The following is a 19850-nucleotide window of genomic DNA, read 5'->3' as shown; positions in this document are numbered from 1 at the left end:
TGGCTTACAGTCATTGCTGAGTCTTCAGCCTGCGTGCGGCTGTGTTGGGACGATAAAATGTTCCCCACACACACCTCGCAACTGCTGTTCGAACTGTTCGACAATCGCTGGCCAACCCTGGCGGCTTGCGTGTTGACGGGCATTGAGGCGCATACGGCGTAGACTCTCTGCGTCCTCCAGCAGCCAGTTGGCGGCATCGCAAAACGCATTTTCATCCTCCGGCATCGCCAGCACCCCGTTGTATCCATGACGTATATGCTGGGTGGCGGCAGCCTGGTCATAGGCCACGACACCCAACCCCGACGCCATGGCTTCCAGTACCACGTTGCCAAAGGTTTCGGTCAGGCTGGGGAACAGGAACACATCGCCTGACGCGTAATGACGAGCCAGTTCTTCACCGCGCAAGGCACCGCAGAAAATTGCTTCGGGAAGGTCCTTTTCCAGCATTGCTCGTTGTGGTCCATCACCGACGATGATCAGTTTCATCTGGCGCAATGGGTATCTGTTCTGCAAGGTCTCGAAACAGCGCTTGAGCAGGCCAAGGTTCTTTTCCTGGGCCAGCCGCCCTACATGCAGCACTGCGATTTGCCCATTATTCAATGCCCAGCTTTCCCGCAGAGCGCTGTCGCGTTTGGCGGGGTGGAACAATTGGCTGTCGACGCCCCTGGCCAACATCCCCAGGCGCTCAAAATGCCGACGCTCCAGTTCCAGGCGCTGACTGGCACTCGGTACCAGGGTCAGGCTCGATCGGTTGTGAAACCAGCGCAGGTAATGGGTGACCATGCGACTGAGCAGGCTCAAACCGTACTGGTTCGAATACTGCTGGAAATTGGTATGAAAGCCGCTGACAACACTGATTCCCAGACGCCGCGCCGCACGCAGAGCGGATAAACCCAACGGCCCTTCGGTGGCGATATACAACACGTCCGGGCGCTGGCGGCTCCAGCGTCTGAGCAGTTTGCGCATCGACGATTGGCCCCATTGCAGCCCTGGGTAACCGGGTAATGGCCAGCCGCGGCACAGCAGCAGTTGATCGTCACTCGGTCGGCTCTGATCGGCGCCCTGACGTGGGCGCACCAGTTCGACCTGGTGGCCACGCGAGCGCAAACCCTCGCACAGGCGGCCAAGGGTATTGGCCACGCCGTTGATTTCCGGCGGGAAGGTTTCGGTAATAAGGGTGATGTGAAGCGAGGCTGTCGTCATGACCCACAGTGTCACCGTGGGCCATGTCGCCATTGTGTCTGTGTGATGATGAATTTATGACGGGGTCACGGCTTGCTGCGCCATCGCCTCGGCACCTTGCTCACGCACCCAGAACAACGTCGCCCCGGCGACTGCCGCCGGCATCATCAGCAGGTTGACAACCGGCACCAGCAGCACCAGATAGACAATGCCGCCGAAGCTCATGCTCTGCCAGCGCTTCTGGCGCAGCCAGGCGAGCATCTCGTTCCAGCCCAGTTTGTGGTTGTCGGCCGGGTAGTCGATGTACTGGATGGCCATCATCCATACGCCAAAGAGCAACCACAGCGGCGCCGCGATCAGGTTGACCACGGGAATGAACGACAGGATAAACAGGCCGATGGCCCGCGGCAGGAAGTAACCCAGCTTGCGCATCTCCCGGGCCAGGGTGCGGGGCACCATGGCGATCAGCTCACTCCAACTGAACGGTGGAAAGTCATCGGTGCCACGTACCACCACCTCGACTTTCTCTGCGAGAAACCCATTGAACGGCGCGGCGATAATATTGGCGAGCATGGTGAAGGTGAAAAACACCATCAGCACCACCAGCACGACAAACAGCGGCCACAACAAGTAATTCAAAAAGCCTAGCCAGCTGGGCAAGGTCGGTATCAAGCTATCGACCCACAGGCTGAACTGATGGCCGGCGAAATAGATCAGTCCGACGAACAACACCAGGTTGATCGCCAGCGGCAGCAGTACAAACAGGCGCAAGCCGGGGCTCAACACCAGTTTGAGACCTTCACGCAGGTATTGCGGGCCGGAAAGAGCAGGGGCAGGCATGGAGAACTCCGAGCAAGGTGACGAACGCGCCGACCTTACCGGCTTTGCACGCGATGTGAAAGCATGGGCCGGCAGGCGACATCCGGGGTTACAAAGGCATCGATTAACCTGACCAGGCGCATAGAGAGTAGCTATGAGCTGGATTGTTAATGCGTATTTCCTTAATCTTGCCCCCCTCGATACGCTGCACCCATTATTTTCAGGACCTGGCGAGTTAAAGCCTTCCCCAAGTGCTTCGCCGTCCTTTTTTATTCCAGCCGCTCTGTGGTCCGGGCGGTCGATAGGAGTGAGTCATGACTGATACCCGTCATTCCCGAGTGATTATTCTCGGTTCCGGCCCTGCCGGTTACAGCGCTGCCGTCTACGCTGCCCGGGCCAATCTCAAGCCGCTGCTGATCACTGGCATGCAGGCGGGCGGCCAGTTGACCACCACCACTGAGGTCGACAACTGGCCGGGCGATGTCCACGGCCTGACCGGCCCGGTGCTGATGGAGCGTATGAAAGAGCACGCCGAGCGCTTCGAAACAGAGATCGTCTTCGACCATATCAACCAGGTCGACTTCTCGAAAAAGCCTTACAGCCTGACCGGTGACAGCGGCGTGTACACCTGCGACGCGCTGATCATCGCCACTGGCGCCAGCGCACGTTACCTGGGCCTGCCGTCCGAAGAAGCGTTCATGGGCAAGGGCGTTTCCGCCTGCGCCACCTGCGACGGTTTCTTCTATCGCAACAAGCCGGTTGCCGTTGTGGGCGGTGGCAACACAGCTGTCGAAGAGGCGCTGTACCTGGCCAACATCGCCAGCACCGTGACCCTGGTTCATCGCCGTGAGACTTTCCGCGCCGAGAAAATCCTGATCGACAAGCTGCATGCACGTGTTGCCGAAGGCAAGATTATCCTCAAGCTCAATGCCACCCTGGATGAAGTCCTGGGCGACAACATGGGCGTGACCGGTGCTCGCCTGAAAAACAACGACGGCAGCTTCGACAAACTGAAAGTCGATGGCGTGTTCATTGCCATCGGCCACACTCCGAACACTTCGTTGTTCGAGGGCGTGCTGGAAGCCAAAGACGGTTACCTAGTGGTGCAGGGCGGCCGTGAAGGCAATGCGACTGCGACCAACATCGAAGGTATCTTCGCTGCCGGTGATGTGGCTGACCACGTCTACCGCCAGGCCATTACCTCGGCTGGCGCCGGTTGCATGGCGGCCCTGGATGCCGAGCGCTACCTCGATGGTTTGAAGGACGCTTCGTTCTGAACCCATTGAACTGAAAAAACCGGCTGCGAGGCCGGTTTTTTTATGTGTGCGATTACTGTAGGAGCGAGCTTGCTCGCGAAAGACGTCAACGATAATGCAGCGTGTCGCGGCGCCCTCTGGTTCTTCGCGAGCAAGCTCGCTCCTACATGGGGCAACGGCGTGTCAGGGGCTGCGTGGTGAACTTCACGCCAGCCAGACCTTGTGCAATCAACGCCCGAATATTGCCATGGTCACTGCCTTCAGGCGTCGCCACCACCGATCGGTAATGCTCACCAAACGCCAGCAACGCTTCCTGATCGCTCAAGCCTTCCAGCAAGGCCAGGCCCAGGGTCTTGCACGAACCTTCGTTTTGTCCGGCTGCGTTTTCCACATCGCCATTGGTGAACGCTTGTGGCTGGTAGTCGTAACCGTCGGCGATAAAGGCCAGGGTGTCGGCAAAGACGTGTTCGCCACTGTTTAGGCTGGCGCGCAGGTTGTTCAGATCAGTCATGGGGCTTTCCTTTGGCGAACGCGGCCTGTTGGTCGGCGTTGGCTTCTTGCTGGTATTGGGCTTTCCACTCGGCGTACGGCATGCCGTACACCACTTCACGGGCGTCATCGAGGCTGACCTCGATCTTGCGCTCATCGGCCTCGGCCTTGTACCACTTGGACAGGCAGTTGCGGCAGAAGCCGGCGAGGTTCATCAGGTCGATATTCTGCACATCCTTGCGGCTGTCCAGGTGGGCCACCAATCGGCGAAAGGCGGCGGCTTCAAGTTCGAGGCGTTGTTGGTCGTTCATGGCGGTCTCTTCGAGACAGCTTCAAGCGGGTAAGCTTCAAGCTGCAAGTTGTAATACGTATGGCTTCTAGCTTAAAGCTTGCAGCTAGCGGCTTGCAGCTAGCGTTATTGAAACCGACTCGGCAAAGCGCAGCGCGTGGGGCTTGTCGACTTCCACCTCGGCGTACAACACCGATTCGTTGCTCATCACCAGGTCCAGCAATTCCTGGGTCAGGCGCTCCAGCAACGCGAAGCGGTTGCCTTCCACATGGGCGATGATCGCCTTGGTGATGGTGCGGTAGTTCAAGGCGTGGTCGATATCGTTGTCGCGCACGGCTTCCTGGGCGGCATACAGGATGGTCAGGTTGATCAGCACATCCTGCTTGTTGAGGATTTCGTCCTCATTGATGCCGATAAAAGTGCGCAGGCGCAGGTCTTTGACCCGGATGCGCGCCATGCCTGGTTGAAGTTGTGGCATTGCTACTTGCTCCGTCCAATCAATTGCAGGAACTCCATGCGCGTGGTGTTCGATTCGCGGAAGGCACCGAGCATCACTGAGGTGTTCATGGTTGAGTTCTGTTTCTCCACGCCGCGCATCATCATGCACATGTGCTTGGCTTCGATCACCACCGCCACGCCGGCGGCCTGAGTCACGTCCTGGATGGCGTCGGCGATTTGCCGCGTAAGGTTTTCCTGGATCTGCAGGCGCCGGGCAAACATGTCGACGATGCGCGCCAGTTTAGACAGGCCCAGCACTTTGCCGGTCGGAATATAGGCTACGTGCGCCTTGCCGATAAAGGGCAGCAGGTGATGCTCGCACAACGAGTACAACTCGATGTCCTTGAGGATCACCATCTCGTCATTGTCGGAGGCGAACAGCGCGCCGTTGACGATTTCTTCCAGGTTCTGCGCGTAACCATGACACAGGTACTGCATGGCCTTGGCGGCGCGCTTGGGTGTGTCGAGCAGGCCCTCGCGCTCTGGGTCTTCGCCCAGGCCCTTGAGGATTTCGCGGTAGTGGTGGGGCAGGGAAAGGGTCATACAACATCCTCGCAAACGGCTTACTTGATATGCCGCCCGCCGTTGACGGTCAGGGTGGTACCGGTGACATAGGGGTTGTCCAGCAGGTAACGCACGCTCTGGTAGATCACCTCAGGCCCGGGCTCGATGCCCAGGGCCGACTTGGCCAGGACCTTGGCGCGATAGGCCGCGTCGTCGCCTTCGTTGAACATCACCATGGCCGGCGCGATACCGTTGACCTTGATCAGCGGCGCGAACTGCGCGGCAAACGATAGCGTGAGGCTGTCGAGGCCGGCCTTGGTGGCGCAATAGGCGATGTGCTGACGGCTGCCCTTGCGCACCACGTCATCGCTGATATGCACGATATCGGCAGGTGTAGAGCGTTGCAGCAAGGGTGAACAATGCAGGTTGATCAGGTACGGCGCAAGCATGTGTACGCTGAACATGTCGATAAACGCGTGGCTTGCGTCGCCCGGTGTTTCCGCGACCCAGGCCGAAGCATTGTGGATGATCGCACGCAGGCTTTGGGTATGGGTTTGCAACTGCGCGATGAAGGCAAGAATCCCGGCTTCGCCGGAAAAGTCGGCAAATACGCCGACGGCCCCTCGTTCACGTAGCGCCTGCACACCTGGGCGTTCGCTGCGGTAACTGAAAATCACCGAGTAGCCATCATCCAACAGGCGCTCAGCACAATGCAGGCCGACCCGCTGGCCGGCACCGGTGATCAGGATCGGTGCGTGGGTTGCAATCATGGGAGGCTCAAGTCGCTGGCAGACGCAAACTATACCAGCGACCCGGCCCCTGTGCTCATACGGCGGCTTCGGTGACTTTGCGCGGTGGCGAGGGGTGCAGCCAGTTCGCCAACAGATGCGTCGAGAGCGGAATAAAGAAGTAAACCATCAGCGGCGTCAGGGCGGCGGTGCTGACCAGTACACGGCTGAACAGGTCCAACTCGCCAAGCAGCGGGCCGAGACCGAAGTTGAACAACAATGACACCGGGAAGAACGCCAGCCAAATCGCGACCGCCTGTTTCCAGCGCGGCGGGCGTGCCCCTACGGCACCAAACCAGCCATCGATACCGCTGACACGACGCTCGCAAGGGTTGGCAAACAGCTCGCTGCCGCGACTCAGCCAGGCGCTGCGCGAGGCTGAAAATTCCCAGGCGTGCAGGGTTTTCTCATCGGCGAAGCGGAAGATGATCTGGAACTCATCATCATGGGGTGGCGGGGCGAGTACGCCGGAACCCAGGTAGCCCGGGAAGTCAGTGGCCAATTGCTCGCCTTCGCGCAGCCAAGCCATCAATTCTTCGTAGCGACCTTTGGCGACGCGGCGCGCAACCATCAACGTGACGGGTGAGGTAGACATGGTGTATCTCCAGGTATCGAGTGCGCTGGGCCGGGTAAGCGGCGCACGAACGAGGCTGCGGGGTGCTGCAGCGACGTAAAAAACAGGCAAGGATTATTCCTGTTTTGCCGAAATACGCCAGAAACTTCGGATGGATCGCCGTAGATCTTGAATCATGGGCTTCAATGGGCGTTAAATAGGATCCAAATCCATATGGATATTGCTGACAGCTGATGTCCCAAATCATAGCTCCGTCTCTTGAAGCAGCACCCGATAGTCAGGCTGACGCCGAGGTGCTGTTTCCAATTCGTGAAGTGGCAAGACTTACAGGTGTTAACCCGGTGACATTACGTGCCTGGGAGCGTCGCTATGGCTTGATTCAGCCCGTTCGCACCGAAAGTGGGCATCGGCTGTACTCAAGCACCGATATCGACACGGTTCATCGCATTCTTGACTGGATCGAACGCGGCGTGGCGGTGAGCAAAGTGGGCAAGATCCTGGCGCGCGATCAGCGGCCCGGCGAGCTGGCCACGGCGTCGCGCAGCGATACTGAACTGGAATGGCAGCAGTGGCAGGCGCAACTGCGGGTGGCCATCAGCGCTTTTGATGATCGTGAACTGGGGCAGTTGTACGGCCAGATCTTCAGCGCTTATTCAACCACCGTGGTATTTCAGGACATCATGATGCCCCTCTGGCAGCAATTGCTGCGTCACCAGGGGCGTTTTGGCCAAGCCAGCGAATGGCTGTTTTTCGACAACTTCCTGCGTTCGCGCACCGCTCAACGGCTGCAATTGGCCTGTGCCTCACCGGCGCCGAGGGTGTTGCTGGCCGCCATTGCCGGCGAGTGTCGTGAGCTGGAACTACTGGTCGCGGGTTTATTGATATCCAGCGACAAGCTCGCGGTAAAAGTTCTGGGTGTTGGCCAACCGCTCGATGAGTTGACGCTGGTCTGCGAGAGAACTCGGCCACAAGCCCTGGTGCTGTTTTCCAACCATTCTCCCGGTGCAGAACTGCCTTCGCGGCTCAGTCGCCTGGCATTGACGCTCAATTGCCCGTTGCTGTTGGCTGGCGATGCCTCGGACCTCGCCGAGCACAGCCTGGCAGGTTCATCGATAGGTTGCCTGGGCAATGACGGACGTTTGATGCAGCGCCGCTTGCAGCAGTTTCTCAGCGGTCGCCTGGATACCTGAACTCAGGCGTGCACGTGGGGATGAACCAGGCGGTGCTGGTGCAGAATGAACTGGCGCAGGCGCTCGATCTCATCTGCATCACTCTGGTTCAGGCGGTAAGCGAACAGGCCTCGGGCGGTTTCCCGCTCCAGCGTGCCGCGAAGCGCGATACGTTCGTAGCCGGAAGGGCTGAACCACAGGGAAAAGGTCTTGGGCGGTTTGGCCCGGCCGCGCACTTCTACCAGTACACCTTTGAATGATACTTCGTGCACCCACAATGCACTGGGGTAGCCCTTGACGTTTTCCAGCGCCACGGGCGCTTCAAGGGCCAGGCGCCACGGGCGGATCATCGGCCCGTCTTCGAAAATGCTCGGCACGCCCAGGCGCAGATGCACCGCATGAAACTCATCTTCCACCAGGCGCAGGGGGAAGGTAAGTTGCTGGTTGTCGAACTGCGCCTGGATAGTGACCTGGTCGTGAGCGGCCAGCCGCGTGAGCAAATCACGAATCTGCGCGCCACCATTAACCGTCAGGCTCGACCACGCATCCCGCAGATTGAGCTGCGGGTTGTGCTGCATGTCCTGGATAAAGTCCAGTTCGTCCTGCGTCAAAAGCGTGTCGCGGTGCATTGATCTGGCTCAAGGCTGAGGCATTAAAAAGCCATTATCGCTCTAAAGACTGCGTTTTTTACAGTTTGTTAATTCCACTCGTCGCCTTGAGCGCCGCGAGCTCGTTTTTAAGCTCGGCCAACTGCGCTTCCAACTGGGCGACGCGCTGCTGCGCCTTGACTTGAGTGGTGACGTCTTTTTGCACACCGACGAAATACGTTTGCCTGTCCGCCTCGTTGTACACCGTCGAAAGTGACAGCTCATTCCAGAAGTGCGTGCCGTCCTTGCGGTAGTTACGCAGGATCTCGCGACATGCGCCGCCGTTATCGAGGGCGTCACGAATGGCCATCAGTGCCGGCTGGTCACGGTCACCGGACTGGAGGAAGCGGCAGTCCTGATACAGGATCTCGTCCAGGGTGTAGCCGGTCAGGCGTTCGAACGCAGGGTTGACGTAGATCAGCGGTTTGTCCTTGCCCTCACGCTCGGCAACGACGATCCCGTCGTTGGAGGCATTGACGACCATTTGCAGCAGCTTGGCGTTAATCATTGAGCGGTCCATGGCTTGTGTTTGACGGTGCAAGTTTATGGCAAGTCTTGATTCTTGCACGCTGCGCGCTGAATTATCGGCACAGACTGCTAATATCCCAGGCTTTGACTCAACTACAGGATCAGATTGATGAAAGTCGCCATCCTTTCCGGCTCGGTCTACGGTACGGCTGAAGAAGTCGCTCGCCACGCGGAAACAATCCTCAAGGACGCTGGTTTTGAAGCCTGGCACAACCCTCGCGCCAGCCTGGGCGAGGTGCAGGCGTTTGCTCCCGATGCGTTCCTCGCGGTGACCTCGACCACCGGCATGGGCGAGTTGCCCGACAATCTGCAACCGCTGTACTCAAGCATTCGCGACCAGCTCCCCGCTGCCTGGCGCGGGCTGCCGGGTGCGGTCATCGGCCTGGGGGACGCCAGCTATGGCGATACGTTCTGCGGTGGCGGCGAGCAAATGCGCGAACTGTTCGGCGAGCTGGGCGTCCGTGAAGTGCTGCCGATGCTGCGCCTGGACGCCAGCGAAAGCGTGACCCCGGAAACCGACGCCGAGCCTTGGCTGGCTGAACTGGTCGTCGCGCTGCGCGGTTGAGCGAAGGGGGCGCGGTTGTACTATTCTCTTGGCTGACTCGCTCAGTCATCAAGCTGGCTGCGAAGGCAACTCCTTGTGCCACGGCGTCTGACTAGACTGGCTCTCACTTAGACACAATAACAAGTGCGCCAAGGAGGACGTTGCCGTGAGCCTAGCCCCTGCATCATCGCCAGAAAACATCAAAGCCCAGGTCAGTGCTGCCGAATGGCAAACCCGCGTTGACCTGGCGGCCTGTTATCGCCTGGTGGCGATGCATGGTTGGGATGACCTGATCTTCACGCATATTTCGGCCAAGGTGCCGGGCACGGAAGATTTCCTGATCAACCCTTATGGGCTGATGTTCCACGAAATCACGGCCTCAAGCCTGGTCAAGGTTGACCAGGCCGGCAACAAGCAAATGGACAGCCCCTACGAGATCAACCCCGCGGGCTATACCATCCACAGCGCCATCCACGAAGTGCGCCATGACGTGACCTGCGTGTTGCATACCCACACCGCTGCCGGTGTGGCGGTTTGCGCACAGAAGCAAGGCGTATTGCCCATCAGTCAGCAGTCGCTGTTTGTGCTGTCCAGCCTCGGCTATCACGCCTACGAAGGCGTAGCGCTGAACCACGAGGAAAAAGCCCGTTTGCAGGCGGACCTGGGGCAAAACAATTTCCTCATGCTGCATAACCACGGCTTGTTGACCTGTGCTGGCACCATCGCCGATACCTTCCTGATGATGTTCACCTTCCAGCGCGCCTGCGAGATCCAGGTGCTGGCGCAAAACGGCGCAGCGCAGCTGATTGCCATCGAACCGCAAATCCTGGCTGGCGCCAAGGCGATGGTGGCGGCTGTCACAAAAAGCGCCCAAGGTATGGGAGGTGCGCTGGCCTGGCCGGCGCTGCTGCGCAAATTGGACCACCAGAACCCCGGGTATAAAAGCTGATGCCACTCGCCGAGATACCGCTCAGAGCCTGGCGCAAACGCGGCCAGGACTTCGTCTTTCGTGGTCATACCCTGCGGTATTGGGTGGCCGGGCAGGGCACACCGCTGCTGCTGCTTCATGGTTTTCCCACCGCCAGTTGGGATTGGCATTACCTGTGGCAGCCCCTGGCCCAGCGCAATCTGGTGATTGCCTGCGACATGCTCGGTTTTGGTGACTCGGCCAAGCCCCTGAGCCACGACTATTGCCTGTTGGAGCAAGCCGACGTGCAACAGGCGTTGCTTGAACACCTGGGAGTGGAGCAGCCGGTGCATGTATTGGCCCATGACTACGGCGACAGCGTCGCCCAGGAGTTACTTGCCCGGCATTATGAAGGCCGCTTCCAGATGGCCAGTTGCGTATTTCTCAACGGCGGGCTGTTCCCGGAAACCCACCGTCCCACCCTGGTGCAAAAATTATTGCTCAGCCCATTGGGCTGGATGATCGGCCGGGCTTATGGGCGCAATGCCCTGGCCAGCAGTTTCAGCCAGATATTCGGCCCGCGAACGCGGCCCAGTGAAAGCGCTCTGGATGATTTCTGGAGTCTGATCAGTTGCAATGACGGGCCGCGTATCCTGCACAAACTGATCGCCTACATTCCCCAGCGTCGACGCTTGCGTGATCGCTGGGTGGCCGCCATGCAGCACGGCAGCGTGCCGATGCGGGTGATCGACGGCGAGGTGGACCCGATTTCCGGCGGCCATATGGTCGAGCGCTTTGAGCAACTGGTGCCCCACGCCGATACGGTGTTGCTGGCCGATATCGGCCATTACCCGCAGATCGAAGCACCGGTGCAGGTGCTCAGGCATTACCAGGCATTTCGTGATCGCATCGGCCAGCCGTCACCGCAAGCGGTCTATTCCTGAGCCTGGCTTCTATAACGAGCATCATCCTGATGCCTTATTGAGCACCATTCAGCCTCGGTCGTTTTTATTGTGACCAAAGGCCCTGTGCGTGACACTCTGCCTATTCCCATTGTCGCCAGCGGAGTTCGGTATGAGTGAATCAGTGCAGTTCCAGGATAAGGTCGTGATCGTCACCGGTGCCGGCGGTGGCCTGGGCCGTGCCCATGCGCTGCTGTTCGCCAGGCACGGGGCCAAAGTGCTGGTCAATGACTTGGGTGGCTCCACCCAGGGCGAGGGCGCCAACGCCTCGGCGGCCGATCGGGTGGTTGCCGAGATTCGCGCGGCAGGCGGCATTGCCGAGGCCAACCATGACTCGGTCACCGACGGTGACAAGATCGTACAGAACGCTCTGGATGTCTTCGGCCGGATCGACGTGGTGGTTAACAATGCCGGGATCCTGCGCGACAAGACTTTCCACAAGATGGACGACGGCGACTGGGACCTGGTTTACCGGGTGCACGTCGAAGGCGCCTACAAGGTTACGCGTGCCGCCTGGCCCCATCTGCGCGAGCAAGGTTATGGTCGGGTGATCTTCACCGCCTCCACGTCAGGCATCTACGGCAACTTCGGCCAGTCAAACTACGGCATGGCCAAGCTGGGCCTGTATGGGTTGACCCGCACCCTGGCGCTGGAAGGGCGCAAGAACAATATCCTGGTCAACGCCATCGCCCCTACCGGCGGTACGCGCATGACCGAAGGGCTGATCCCGCCCCAGGTATTCGAGCGGCTCAAGCCGGAACTGGTCAGCCCGTTGGTGGTGTATTTGGGCAGTGAAGCCTGCCAGGAAACTTCAGGGTTGTTCGAAGTGGGTGGCGGCTGGATCGGCAAGACCCGTTGGGAGCGCAGCCTGGGGGTGGGGTTTGATCCCGAAGCGGGCTTCTCGCCGGACGACGTGGCGGCGCACTGGCAGCAGATCTGTGATTTCGAAGGGGCTGCACATCCCAAGGACAACATTGAGGCATTGAAGGAGATGATGGCCAACTTGCAGAAGTTCAGCCTCTGATCATTGCCGGAACATCACTGAATCTCGCGGGGCGTCGATGACGCCCCGTTTTATTTCAGGCATAAAAAAGGCCGCTGCATAAGCAGCGGCCGAAGTAAGACGTTGGATCAAGGAGCGACAAATCAACGTCAGTGAACACCGGTAACAGACTGAATACGGGATCAATCCGTTGTAAATCTGCTGTTCTCCCCCAGCAGGGAGCGGGCCATTTGCCCTGAAAGCGAGGTAAGAATAGTCGCTTGTAACAAAATGAGTAATAGCAGTTCAGGACAAGGACTGTTACCAATTACGCAACAGTTGCGCGGCGTTCATCGACTCTTCCAATAACCCCCTACCCACCCCGTTCATGCGCCATCTTCAGGGCACAGGCGCTGGCCAAGGCGACGACGCTGGGCCTGATGGCCTAGGCGCGCAATGCCTGGCGGTATTCGCCCGGGGTGGCCCCCAAGGCCTGGCGAAAGCGCTGGTTGAAATGGCTGGCGCTGGAAAAACCGCACCTCAAGGCCACCTCACCCAGGGGCAGCGTGCTGCTGCGCAGCAGGGTCTGCGCCCGCGCCAGACGGCGTGCCAGCAGGTATTGATGGGGCGGCACGCCGAAACTCTGACGGAACATCCGGGCGAAATGGTATTCCGACAGCGCGCACATCGATGCCAACTGGCCGAGGCTGATGGGCTCTTCGACATGGTGGTCGATGTACTCCACCAGTCGCCGCCGTTGGTGCGCCGCCAGCCCGCCTTTGAGGCGCAGGCCCTCGCGTACGCCGACCTGATTGAGCAAAGTGTGGCTGAGCAACTCATGGGCCAGGCTGCTGGTCAGCAAGCGCTCTGCGGGTTCGAGCCAGTTGAGGCTAATCAGCTGGTGAAAGCGCCGGGCCTGGCGGGCGTCTTCAAGGAAGGTCGTCTCACGCAACTGCAATTCCCGCGGCTCGCGGTCCAGCAGGGTGACGCAGCCGAGGGCAAATTGCTCCGGGCTGAAATACACGTGGGCCAGGCGAATCTCGCCGTTGATCACCCACGCCGACTGGTGCTCGGCCGGCAGAATGCACAATTTGTCGGGGCCGCCCTTGGTACCCGGTCGGTCGCGACGAAAGGTGCCAGTGCCGCCGCCGATATAGCAGGACAAGGTGTGATGGCTGGGCGCCTGATAGTCCTGGGCATCGTGGTGGTTGCTCCAAACGGCCGCAGACAAACCGTCACCGAGCTCGGCGCAGGCTTCCAGGCGTGCGTGGGGCGAGCGGTTGAGGGATTGAAAGACGTGCAGCGATTCCAGCTCTGGCATGGTGTGTTCTCCGACGCCTTGCATCCTACTCCCGGCGGCGAGCGCTGTGAGCCCGTCACCCGACAAAAGCGCAAGAATGTGCAAGAACCTCAGGGCGATTAACCGCAACACTGTGGCTCAATCGTCGGAGCCTGCTATGAACCTCTTCTTGTACTTACTCACGGTCCTGATTTGGGGTACCACCTGGATCGCGCTCAAATGGCAACTGGGCGTGGTGGCGATTCCCGTGTCGATTGTCTATCGCTTCGGCCTGGCGGCGCTGGTGCTGTTCGCGCTGTTGCTGCTCAGCCGCAAATTGCAGGTGATGAACCGCCGCGGGCACCTGATTTGCCTGGCCCAAGGGCTGTGCCTGTTCTGCGTCAACTTCATGTGCTTTCTCACCGCCAGCCAGTGGATCCCCAGTGGCCTGGTCGCCGTGGTGTTTTCCACGGCGACCTTGTGGAATGCCCTGAATGCCCGGGTGTTTTTCGGCCAGCGGGTTGCACGTAACGTATTGACGGGCGGCGCGCTGGGGCTGCTGGGCCTGGGCTTTCTGTTCTGGCCGGAACTGGCCGGGCATACCGCCAGCCCGCAGACCTTGCTCGGGCTGGGCCTGGCGCTGCTGGGAACGCTGTGTTTTTCGGCGGGCAATATGCTGTCGAGCCTGCAACAGAAGGCCGGGCTCAAGCCGTTGACCACCAATGCCTGGGGCATGGCCTATGGGGCAGCCATGTTGGCGACCTATTGCGCAGTGCGTGGCATTCCCTTCGAGATGGACTGGAGCGCGCGGTATATCGGTGCGCTGTGGTACCTGGTGATCCCGGGCTCGGTGATTGGGTTTACCGCCTACCTCACCCTGGTCGGCCGCATGGGGCCGGAAAAAGCGGCATATTGCACCGTGCTGTTTCCGGTGGTGGCGTTGAATGTGTCCGCATTCGCCGAGGGCTACCAGTGGACGGCGCCGGCGTTGGCGGGGCTGGTGCTGGTGATGTTGGGGAATGTATTGGTGTTTCGTAAACCCAAGCCGGTAACCCCGGTTTTCCAAGCGAAACACATTTAACCGAGTTGCCTGGTCTATTTCAGGCCCAGGCGCTTGGCCATGCGCCCAAGGTTGGCGCGGTCCAGGCCCAGTTCGCGGGCGGCGCCGGCCCAGTTGTGCTGATGACGTTCCAGGCAGGCGCTGATGATCTGGCGCTGATAGTGCTCGGTGGCCTGGCGCAGGTCGCCAGTGGCGATGGGCGCGGCTTGCACTGGTACTTCAATCACCGCTGCACTGATGTCAGGCAAGTCCAGGTCCTGGGCGCTCAGGCTGAGAATCTTCGGACGTTCGCGACAGTTGCCCAAGGCTTTGAGCGCGCTACGTCCGATCAGGTGTTCCAGTTCGCGCACATTGCCCGGCCAGTTGTAGGCCAGCAGCGCCGCCTGGGCGTCACTGGTCAAGCGCAAGCTGCCCAGGCCCATGCGCGACCGGTTCTGTTCGAGGAAAAAGCCTGCCAATAGCAGCACATCCCGTCCGCGCTCACGCAGCGCCGGCACTTGCAGCGGGTACACGCTCAGGCGATGGTAGAAATCGGCACGGTAGCGGCCATTGCGCACCTCTTCGGCAAGGTCGCGGTTGGTGGCGGCAATCAGACGCACGTCCACCTGATGTTCCTTGTCCGAACCCAGGCGCTGCAACTGGCCGCTTTGCAGTACGCGCAGCAGCTTGGCTTGCACGCTCAATGACAGTTCACCCACTTCGTCCAGGAACAACGTGCCGCCGTTGGCCAGTTCGAATTTGCCCCGTCGCTCATTCAGCGCGCCGGTGAAAGCACCGCGCACATGGCCGAACAGCTCGCTCTCTACCAGGGTTTCCGGTAGCGCGGCGCAATTGAGGCTGATCATCGGCTTGTCGGCACGCGATGACGCGGCATGGATCGCCTGGGCCACCAGTTCCTTGCCGACCCCGGTTTCGCCGGTGATCAGCACGGTCAGGTCGCTGCCGCCCACCAGCTTGATTTCCTCGACCAGCCGTTTGTGCGCTTTGCTCTGGCCGATCATTTCCTTGTGCTGCTGGCCGCTGGCCTGGCGATAGATTTCGGCGCGCTGGTGCTCGTCTTCGGCCCGTAGCGCCAGGCGCTCAATGCGTTCAGCCACATTGACCGTGGCCGCGGCCAGGCTGGCGAAGGCTTGCAGCGCGTCCAGTTCGACCCGTTCAAAGCGTTCGTTGTCGAGGGCGTCAAGGGTCAGCAGGCCCCAGGGCTGGTCGTCGATAAACAGCGGGCAGCCCATGCAGTCGTGGACTTCAAGGTGGCCGTGCAAACCGGCGACCAAGCCGTCATAGGGGTCGGGCAATTGGCTGTCGCTGTCGAAGCGGGTAGGGCCGGGGCTGCTGAGCAATATTTCAAAGCGCGGGTGTTCGCTGATCTTGAAACGGCGGCCCAGGGTATCGGCGCTCAAACCATCCACCGCCAGCGGCACCAGCCATTCGCCATCCAGGCGCAGCAGCGCGGCGGCATCACACGGCAGCAGGGCGCGCATGGCTTGCAGCAGGCGGCGGTAGCGCTCGCCTTCGGGCAATTCGCGGGACAGGTCGGCGACCAGCGGCAGCAGGGCGGTGAGCAGCGATTTTGCAGTCATAATGACTCCTTGTAGTCGTTATGACTATAAAGTGTAAGAAGTCATATTGACTACAAAATATTTAAACCATTGAAAAATAACGATTTATTAATTGGCACGAATACTGACTACCTGAAGGTAATGAGTAAAAAGACCCAGGAGTCTGCCATGCTGAGTGCCCAAGACCGTGCCATCGTCAAATCCACTGTGCCCCTGCTGGAAAGCGGCGGCGAAGCGTTGATCACCCATTTCTATCGCATGATGCTCTCCGAGTATCCCGAAGTCCGCCCGCTGTTCAACCAGGCCCACCAGGCCAGCGGCGACCAGCCCCGGGCCCTGGCCAATGGCGTGCTGATGTATGCGCGGCATATCGACCAGTTGGACCAACTGGGCGACCTGGTGGCCAAGATCATCAACAAGCACGTGGCCTTGCAGATCCTGCCGGAGCATTACCCGATTGTGGGTGCCTGCTTGCTGCGGGCTATTTCCGAAGTGCTGGGCAGCGAGATTGCCACCCCTGAGGTGATGAGTGCCTGGGGCGCGGCCTACGGCCAGTTGGCGGACATTCTGATCGGTGCCGAAGCGGCCATCTACGACGAAAAAGCCCAGGCGCCCGGCGGCTGGCGGGGGGCGCGGCCATTCCTGTTGGTCAAGCGTGTGGAGGAGAGTGACGAGATCATCTCCTTCTATTTCGCCCCGGTGGATAACGGCCCGATCCTGGCTGCCGCGCCCGGCCAGTACATCGGCCTGAAGTTGGTCCTCGATGGAGAAGAGGTGCGTCGCAACTATTCCCTGTCGGCTCTCACCGATACCGGCATGTACCGCATCAGCGTCAAGCGCGAAGCCGGCGGGCGAGTGTCCAACTACCTGCATGACCAGATGCACGTTGGCGCAACGGTTGACCTGTTTCCACCGTCGGGCGAGTTCACCCTGGCTGCCAGCGATAAGCCGCTGGTGCTGATCAGCGGCGGGGTGGGCATTACGCCAACCCTGCCGATGCTCGAAGCAGCCCTGGCGAGCGAACGGCCGGTGCACTTTATTCACTGTGCGCGTAATGGCGGGGTGCATGCGTTCCGTGACTGGGTGGATACCCTGGCGGCCAAGCACCCGCAGCTCAAGCGCTTCTACTGCTACGCCGAGGATGACGGTATCAGCCCGGCGGCGGACAAGGTCGGGATGCTCAATCAGGAGCAACTGGCGGCCTGGTTGCCCGAGGACCGTGATATCGATGCGTACTTCCTGGGGCCCAAGGGCTTCATGGCGGCGATCAAGCGTCATCTCAATGCCCTGGGTGTGCCGGATAAGCAGGCGCGCTATGAGTTCTTCGGCCCGGCGGCGGCGCTTGAATAGATTTTAGCCCATTGACCGTATCGGCATCATCGCGGGCAAGCCCGGCTCCCACATTGGAATGCGTTCTCTGTGGGAGTCGGGCTTGCCCGCGGTGGCGTCCGCATAATCACTACGTTTACCACGATTAATCCGCTGTTAACCCCTCTCTGTTTTAACCACTGCCTGTGTGTAAACTTGTTGCCATCAGGCACAACCATAATCAGAGAAAGGGAAAGACGGGGATGATTGACGACATGCGTTTGGGCAGGGAGCGGCGCTTTCTGGTGTTGCTGGGCATTATCTGCCTGGCGCTGATTGGCGGCGCGCTGTACATGCAAGTGGTGCTGGGCGAAGCGCCGTGCCCGCTGTGTATCCTGCAACGCTATGCCTTGCTGCTGATTGCGGTCTTCGCGTTTATCGGTGCCGCCATGCGCACCAAAGGCGCGGTGACCTTCTTCGAAGGGTTGGTGGTGCTCAGCGCCTTGGGTGGCGTGGCCGCCGCCGGCCACCATGTGTACACCCAGTTCTTTCCACAGGTCAGCTGCGGCATCGATGTGTTGCAACCGATCGTCGACGATCTGCCCCTGGCCAAAGTGTTTCCCCTGGGGTTCCAGGTCGATGGTTTCTGCAGCACCCCTTACCCGCCGATCCTCGGCCTGTCCCTGGCCCAATGGGCGCTGGTGGCGTTCGTGCTGACGGCGATCCTGGTGCCACTGTGCATCTACCGCAACCGTCATCCCAAAGCCTGAGCCCTTGCTCCAACAAGACGCTCCGCCCTTCCTGTGAAGGCCGGAGCGTTTTTGTTTGTAGGGATTTGTGAAAGCGCTGTGACGAGGGGCAACTTAAGGTGCGCGCAACGTGCGACATGTTGTCACACGGACGCTGTCGCAGGACGTTTCTGACCCGCCGAATCGACCCTTAAATTTGCACCCTGCGCACAAATTGTGCTGTCAGTTCGTGGGCCTGGCCGTGCCGTGACGGGCGCGAGGCCGGAAGGCTTGATGGATCTGCGAATCCCTTGGTTTATGGGCACTTGCATCCATTGGTCATGCCCTTACAGCCTGTAAGGGAAGTGGCAGTCTGCCCAATAACACGGCAATTTTTGTGGTTTTTGTTGAGAATCGAACGCGATAAGATCGCGAATCTTTGCAACTTTGGTGAAGGATTGTTGCTGGAATCGATAAAAATTATTTCTTTATAAGACATGGTTTATACATCGCTAGCTAACTACAATCGCCCGCACTGAATGTCCGGTGCTGTTCAATATTTGAGCATTGGAGCGGTCGAGGAGCAGATGGAAGGCTCTGTGCGACCCCAGGTTCCGGCAGCCTTTCAACTATCCGCACCAAATGGAATTGGTCTGTAACAAGGCCTTTAGCCACGAAATCGAATAAGAACTCACTGCAGGTCCGTGAAACGTACAGTTATGACGTGTCGGGCAGGCTCTTATTCAATCGAAGAGAAATGCCAACCCTTGGCAGGGTGAAGTGTTGGCGATCAAAACCCAACTGCATTGCGCAAGCTGCTTTAGAGGTCGTGAGATGAGTAAAAACAGGTACCCCCGATTACTAGGCTTTTTGCCGCTGCTTGGCATGTTTTTAATGCTGGGAGGCTGCAAGTGGACCTTGCTCGACCCAAAAGGACAGGTCGGTCTGGATGAACGAAACCTGATCATCACCGCTACCCTGCTGATGCTGCTGGTTGTGGTGCCTGTGATCGTGATGACCTTCGCCTTCGCCTGGAAATACCGCGCGTCCAACACCAGCGCCACCTACGCGCCGAAGTGGTCGCACTCCACCAAGATCGAAATCGCGGTGTGGCTGGTCCCGATCCTCATCATTATCGCCCTGGGTTACATCACCTATAAGTCGACCCACGCTCTGGACCCGTACCGTCCGCTGGAATCCGACGTGAAGCCTGTGAACATCCAAGTGGTCGCGCTGGATTGGAAGTGGCTGTTCATCTACCCGGACCTGGGTATCGCCACCGTCAACGAGATCCGCTTCCCGGAGCACACCCCGCTTAACTTCCGGATCACCTCCGACGCCGTGATGAACTCGTTCTTCATCCCTGCACTGGGTGGCCAGATCTACGCGATGGCAGGCATGCAGACCCGCCTGCACCTGATCGCCAACCAGAAAGCCGAAATGGAAGGCATCTCCGCCAACTACAGCGGCGCTGGTTTCACCGGCATGAAATTCAAAGCGATCTCGACAAGCCAGGAAGATTTCGACGCCTGGGTAGCTGCAGTCAAGGCCGCACCTAAACAGCTTGATCAAGCTGAATACGACGCCCTGACCAAACCAAGCCAGAACAACCCTGTCGCCTTGTACTCCGCGTATGAGCCGGACCTGTTTCAGAAAATCGTCGACAAGTACGAAGGTATGAAGCCAGGCAAGCCGGTCAAGCACGAGAAGAAAGAAGTGGCCGCGGTTGAAGGTTCTGATACAGGCGCGCATTCAACTGCTGGGGCAGAGGAGTAAAC

At 59.5% G+C, this 19850-nt stretch carries 22 protein-coding genes; 10 read left to right on the top strand and 12 right to left on the bottom strand.

The window, feature by feature from the left end; translation table 11 throughout:
• Positions 1-24: 24 nt before the first annotated feature.
• Positions 25-1203 (bottom strand): glycosyltransferase family 4 protein, encoded by a 1179-nt coding sequence (locus tag PSEBG33_RS04850; protein WP_032803707.1) that lies wholly within the window; start codon positions 1201-1203, stop codon positions 25-27.
• Between the two features lie 54 nt (positions 1204-1257).
• Positions 1258-2022 carry a sulfate transporter CysZ gene (cysZ, locus tag PSEBG33_RS04855; protein ID WP_005791294.1) on the bottom strand — a complete coding sequence of 255 codons (765 nt, stop codon included), beginning with the start codon at positions 2020-2022 and terminating at the stop codon, positions 1258-1260.
• A gap of 293 nt (positions 2023-2315) precedes the next feature.
• Between cysZ and trxB the strand changes: the two genes are divergently transcribed.
• On the top strand, positions 2316-3278 hold the full coding sequence (trxB, locus tag PSEBG33_RS04860; protein WP_005791292.1) for a thioredoxin-disulfide reductase: 963 nt from the start codon (positions 2316-2318) through the stop codon (positions 3276-3278).
• 142 nt (positions 3279-3420) lie between these two features.
• Here the strand turns inward: trxB and PSEBG33_RS04865 are convergent, their stop codons facing one another.
• From PSEBG33_RS04865 to PSEBG33_RS04890, 6 genes are all read right to left on the bottom strand, one after another.
• Complete coding sequence (locus PSEBG33_RS04865) at positions 3421-3768, bottom strand: HopJ type III effector protein (protein ID WP_005791290.1); 348 nt, start codon at positions 3766-3768, stop codon at positions 3421-3423.
• Complete coding sequence (locus PSEBG33_RS04870) at positions 3761-4057, bottom strand: DUF1244 domain-containing protein (protein WP_005791288.1); 297 nt, start codon at positions 4055-4057, stop codon at positions 3761-3763. The genes PSEBG33_RS04865 and PSEBG33_RS04870 overlap by 8 nt, the downstream gene beginning before the upstream one ends.
• Before the next feature lie 84 nt (positions 4058-4141).
• Positions 4142-4513 (bottom strand): dihydroneopterin triphosphate 2'-epimerase, encoded by a 372-nt coding sequence (gene folX, locus PSEBG33_RS04875; RefSeq protein WP_005791287.1) that lies wholly within the window; start codon positions 4511-4513, stop codon positions 4142-4144.
• Positions 4514-4515: 2 nt separating this feature from the next.
• The gene (gene folE / locus PSEBG33_RS04880) at positions 4516-5076 is read right to left on the bottom strand and encodes a GTP cyclohydrolase I FolE (RefSeq protein ID WP_005791285.1); all 561 of its coding nucleotides are present in this window, start codon (positions 5074-5076) and stop codon (positions 4516-4518) included.
• A 20-nt stretch (positions 5077-5096) separates the two neighbouring features.
• A complete protein-coding gene (gene folM / locus PSEBG33_RS04885) occupies positions 5097-5807 on the bottom strand; it encodes a dihydromonapterin reductase (RefSeq protein ID WP_005791283.1) in 711 nt (236 codons plus the stop codon).
• A gap of 55 nt (positions 5808-5862) precedes the next feature.
• A complete protein-coding gene (locus PSEBG33_RS04890) occupies positions 5863-6420 on the bottom strand; it encodes a hypothetical protein (RefSeq protein ID WP_005791281.1) in 558 nt (185 codons plus the stop codon).
• A 212-nt stretch (positions 6421-6632) separates the two neighbouring features.
• Between PSEBG33_RS04890 and PSEBG33_RS04895 the strand changes: the two genes are divergently transcribed.
• Entirely contained in the window at positions 6633-7589 is a 957-nt protein-coding gene (locus PSEBG33_RS04895; RefSeq protein WP_005791280.1) for a MerR family transcriptional regulator, read from the top strand.
• Between the two features lie 2 nt (positions 7590-7591).
• On the opposite strand, the gene PSEBG33_RS04900 is transcribed toward PSEBG33_RS04895, so the two are convergent.
• Both PSEBG33_RS04900 and PSEBG33_RS04905 read right to left on the bottom strand, forming a co-directional pair.
• Positions 7592-8197, bottom strand: a complete 606-nt coding sequence (locus tag PSEBG33_RS04900) for a hypothetical protein (protein WP_005791278.1) — start codon at positions 8195-8197, stop codon at positions 7592-7594.
• A 58-nt stretch (positions 8198-8255) separates the two neighbouring features.
• Complete coding sequence (locus PSEBG33_RS04905; protein ID WP_005791275.1) at positions 8256-8723, bottom strand: PAS domain-containing protein; 468 nt, start codon at positions 8721-8723, stop codon at positions 8256-8258.
• A 129-nt stretch (positions 8724-8852) separates the two neighbouring features.
• Between PSEBG33_RS04905 and PSEBG33_RS04910 the strand changes: the two genes are divergently transcribed.
• The 4 genes from PSEBG33_RS04910 (at position 8853) to PSEBG33_RS04925 (ending at position 12180) form a co-directional block, all read left to right on the top strand.
• On the top strand, positions 8853-9308 hold the full coding sequence (locus tag PSEBG33_RS04910) for a flavodoxin (protein WP_005791273.1): 456 nt from the start codon (positions 8853-8855) through the stop codon (positions 9306-9308).
• A 145-nt stretch (positions 9309-9453) separates the two neighbouring features.
• The gene (locus PSEBG33_RS04915; RefSeq protein WP_005791271.1) at positions 9454-10236 is read left to right on the top strand and encodes a class II aldolase/adducin family protein; all 783 of its coding nucleotides are present in this window, start codon (positions 9454-9456) and stop codon (positions 10234-10236) included.
• Positions 10236-11138: an alpha/beta fold hydrolase gene (locus PSEBG33_RS04920; protein WP_005791269.1), complete on the top strand. Its 903-nt coding sequence runs from the start codon at positions 10236-10238 to the stop codon at positions 11136-11138. The genes PSEBG33_RS04915 and PSEBG33_RS04920 overlap by 1 nt, the downstream gene beginning before the upstream one ends.
• 130 nt (positions 11139-11268) lie before the next feature.
• Entirely contained in the window at positions 11269-12180 is a 912-nt protein-coding gene (locus PSEBG33_RS04925; RefSeq protein ID WP_005791267.1) for an SDR family oxidoreductase, read from the top strand.
• Positions 12181-12583: 403 nt separating this feature from the next.
• On the opposite strand, the gene PSEBG33_RS04930 is transcribed toward PSEBG33_RS04925, so the two are convergent.
• Positions 12584-13459: a helix-turn-helix domain-containing protein gene (locus tag PSEBG33_RS04930; RefSeq protein WP_005791265.1), complete on the bottom strand. Its 876-nt coding sequence runs from the start codon at positions 13457-13459 to the stop codon at positions 12584-12586.
• A 136-nt stretch (positions 13460-13595) separates the two neighbouring features.
• Between PSEBG33_RS04930 and PSEBG33_RS04935 the strand changes: the two genes are divergently transcribed.
• On the top strand, positions 13596-14498 hold the full coding sequence (locus PSEBG33_RS04935) for a DMT family transporter (RefSeq protein WP_005791264.1): 903 nt from the start codon (positions 13596-13598) through the stop codon (positions 14496-14498).
• Positions 14499-14512: 14 nt separating this feature from the next.
• Here PSEBG33_RS04935 and norR read toward each other — a convergent pair whose 3' ends face one another.
• A complete protein-coding gene (norR, locus tag PSEBG33_RS04940) occupies positions 14513-16057 on the bottom strand; it encodes a nitric oxide reductase transcriptional regulator NorR (protein WP_005791262.1) in 1545 nt (514 codons plus the stop codon).
• Positions 16058-16204: 147 nt separating this feature from the next.
• Between norR and hmpA the strand changes: the two genes are divergently transcribed.
• The 3 genes from hmpA to cyoA all read left to right on the top strand — a co-directional run bounded on the left by hmpA (position 16205) and on the right by cyoA (position 19848).
• Positions 16205-17386, top strand: coding sequence for an NO-inducible flavohemoprotein (gene hmpA, locus PSEBG33_RS04945; RefSeq protein WP_005791260.1), 1182 nt, complete (start codon positions 16205-16207; stop codon positions 17384-17386).
• A 221-nt stretch (positions 17387-17607) separates the two neighbouring features.
• Positions 17608-18114, top strand: coding sequence for a disulfide bond formation protein B (locus PSEBG33_RS04950; protein WP_005791258.1), 507 nt, complete (start codon positions 17608-17610; stop codon positions 18112-18114).
• Positions 18115-18906: 792 nt separating this feature from the next.
• Positions 18907-19848 (top strand): ubiquinol oxidase subunit II, encoded by a 942-nt coding sequence (cyoA, locus tag PSEBG33_RS04955; protein ID WP_005791256.1) that lies wholly within the window; start codon positions 18907-18909, stop codon positions 19846-19848.
• Positions 19849-19850 lie beyond the last annotated feature (2 nt).

It is taken from the genome of Pseudomonas synxantha BG33R (assembly GCF_000263715.2).
Classification (GTDB): domain Bacteria; phylum Pseudomonadota; class Gammaproteobacteria; order Pseudomonadales; family Pseudomonadaceae; genus Aquipseudomonas; species Aquipseudomonas synxantha_A.
The sequence above is the reverse complement of the archived record's forward strand: the minus strand, read 5'-3'. Positions and strand labels throughout refer to the sequence as shown.

Coding starts and splice junctions, on each gene's coding strand:
- PSEBG33_RS04850 (WP_032803707.1), bottom strand. CDS start 1,203: ATGACGACAGCCTCGCTTCACATCACCCTTATTACCGAAACCTTCCCG.
- norR (WP_005791262.1), bottom strand. CDS start 16,057: ATGACTGCAAAATCGCTGCTCACCGCCCTGCTGCCGCTGGTCGCCGAC.
- PSEBG33_RS04895 (WP_005791280.1), top strand. CDS start 6,633: ATGTCCCAAATCATAGCTCCGTCTCTTGAAGCAGCACCCGATAGTCAG.
- cysZ (WP_005791294.1), bottom strand. CDS start 2,022: ATGCCTGCCCCTGCTCTTTCCGGCCCGCAATACCTGCGTGAAGGTCTC.
- PSEBG33_RS04890 (WP_005791281.1), bottom strand. CDS start 6,420: ATGTCTACCTCACCCGTCACGTTGATGGTTGCGCGCCGCGTCGCCAAA.
- PSEBG33_RS04865 (WP_005791290.1), bottom strand. CDS start 3,768: ATGACTGATCTGAACAACCTGCGCGCCAGCCTAAACAGTGGCGAACAC.
- PSEBG33_RS04935 (WP_005791264.1), top strand. CDS start 13,596: ATGAACCTCTTCTTGTACTTACTCACGGTCCTGATTTGGGGTACCACC.
- PSEBG33_RS04900 (WP_005791278.1), bottom strand. CDS start 8,197: ATGCACCGCGACACGCTTTTGACGCAGGACGAACTGGACTTTATCCAG.
- PSEBG33_RS04930 (WP_005791265.1), bottom strand. CDS start 13,459: ATGCCAGAGCTGGAATCGCTGCACGTCTTTCAATCCCTCAACCGCTCG.
- cyoA (WP_005791256.1), top strand. CDS start 18,907: ATGAGTAAAAACAGGTACCCCCGATTACTAGGCTTTTTGCCGCTGCTT.
- folE (WP_005791285.1), bottom strand. CDS start 5,076: ATGACCCTTTCCCTGCCCCACCACTACCGCGAAATCCTCAAGGGCCTG.
- folX (WP_005791287.1), bottom strand. CDS start 4,513: ATGCCACAACTTCAACCAGGCATGGCGCGCATCCGGGTCAAAGACCTG.
- PSEBG33_RS04920 (WP_005791269.1), top strand. CDS start 10,236: ATGCCACTCGCCGAGATACCGCTCAGAGCCTGGCGCAAACGCGGCCAG.
- hmpA (WP_005791260.1), top strand. CDS start 16,205: ATGCTGAGTGCCCAAGACCGTGCCATCGTCAAATCCACTGTGCCCCTG.
- PSEBG33_RS04950 (WP_005791258.1), top strand. CDS start 17,608: ATGATTGACGACATGCGTTTGGGCAGGGAGCGGCGCTTTCTGGTGTTG.
- PSEBG33_RS04870 (WP_005791288.1), bottom strand. CDS start 4,057: ATGAACGACCAACAACGCCTCGAACTTGAAGCCGCCGCCTTTCGCCGA.
- PSEBG33_RS04905 (WP_005791275.1), bottom strand. CDS start 8,723: ATGATTAACGCCAAGCTGCTGCAAATGGTCGTCAATGCCTCCAACGAC.
- PSEBG33_RS04910 (WP_005791273.1), top strand. CDS start 8,853: ATGAAAGTCGCCATCCTTTCCGGCTCGGTCTACGGTACGGCTGAAGAA.
- trxB (WP_005791292.1), top strand. CDS start 2,316: ATGACTGATACCCGTCATTCCCGAGTGATTATTCTCGGTTCCGGCCCT.
- folM (WP_005791283.1), bottom strand. CDS start 5,807: ATGATTGCAACCCACGCACCGATCCTGATCACCGGTGCCGGCCAGCGG.
- PSEBG33_RS04925 (WP_005791267.1), top strand. CDS start 11,269: ATGAGTGAATCAGTGCAGTTCCAGGATAAGGTCGTGATCGTCACCGGT.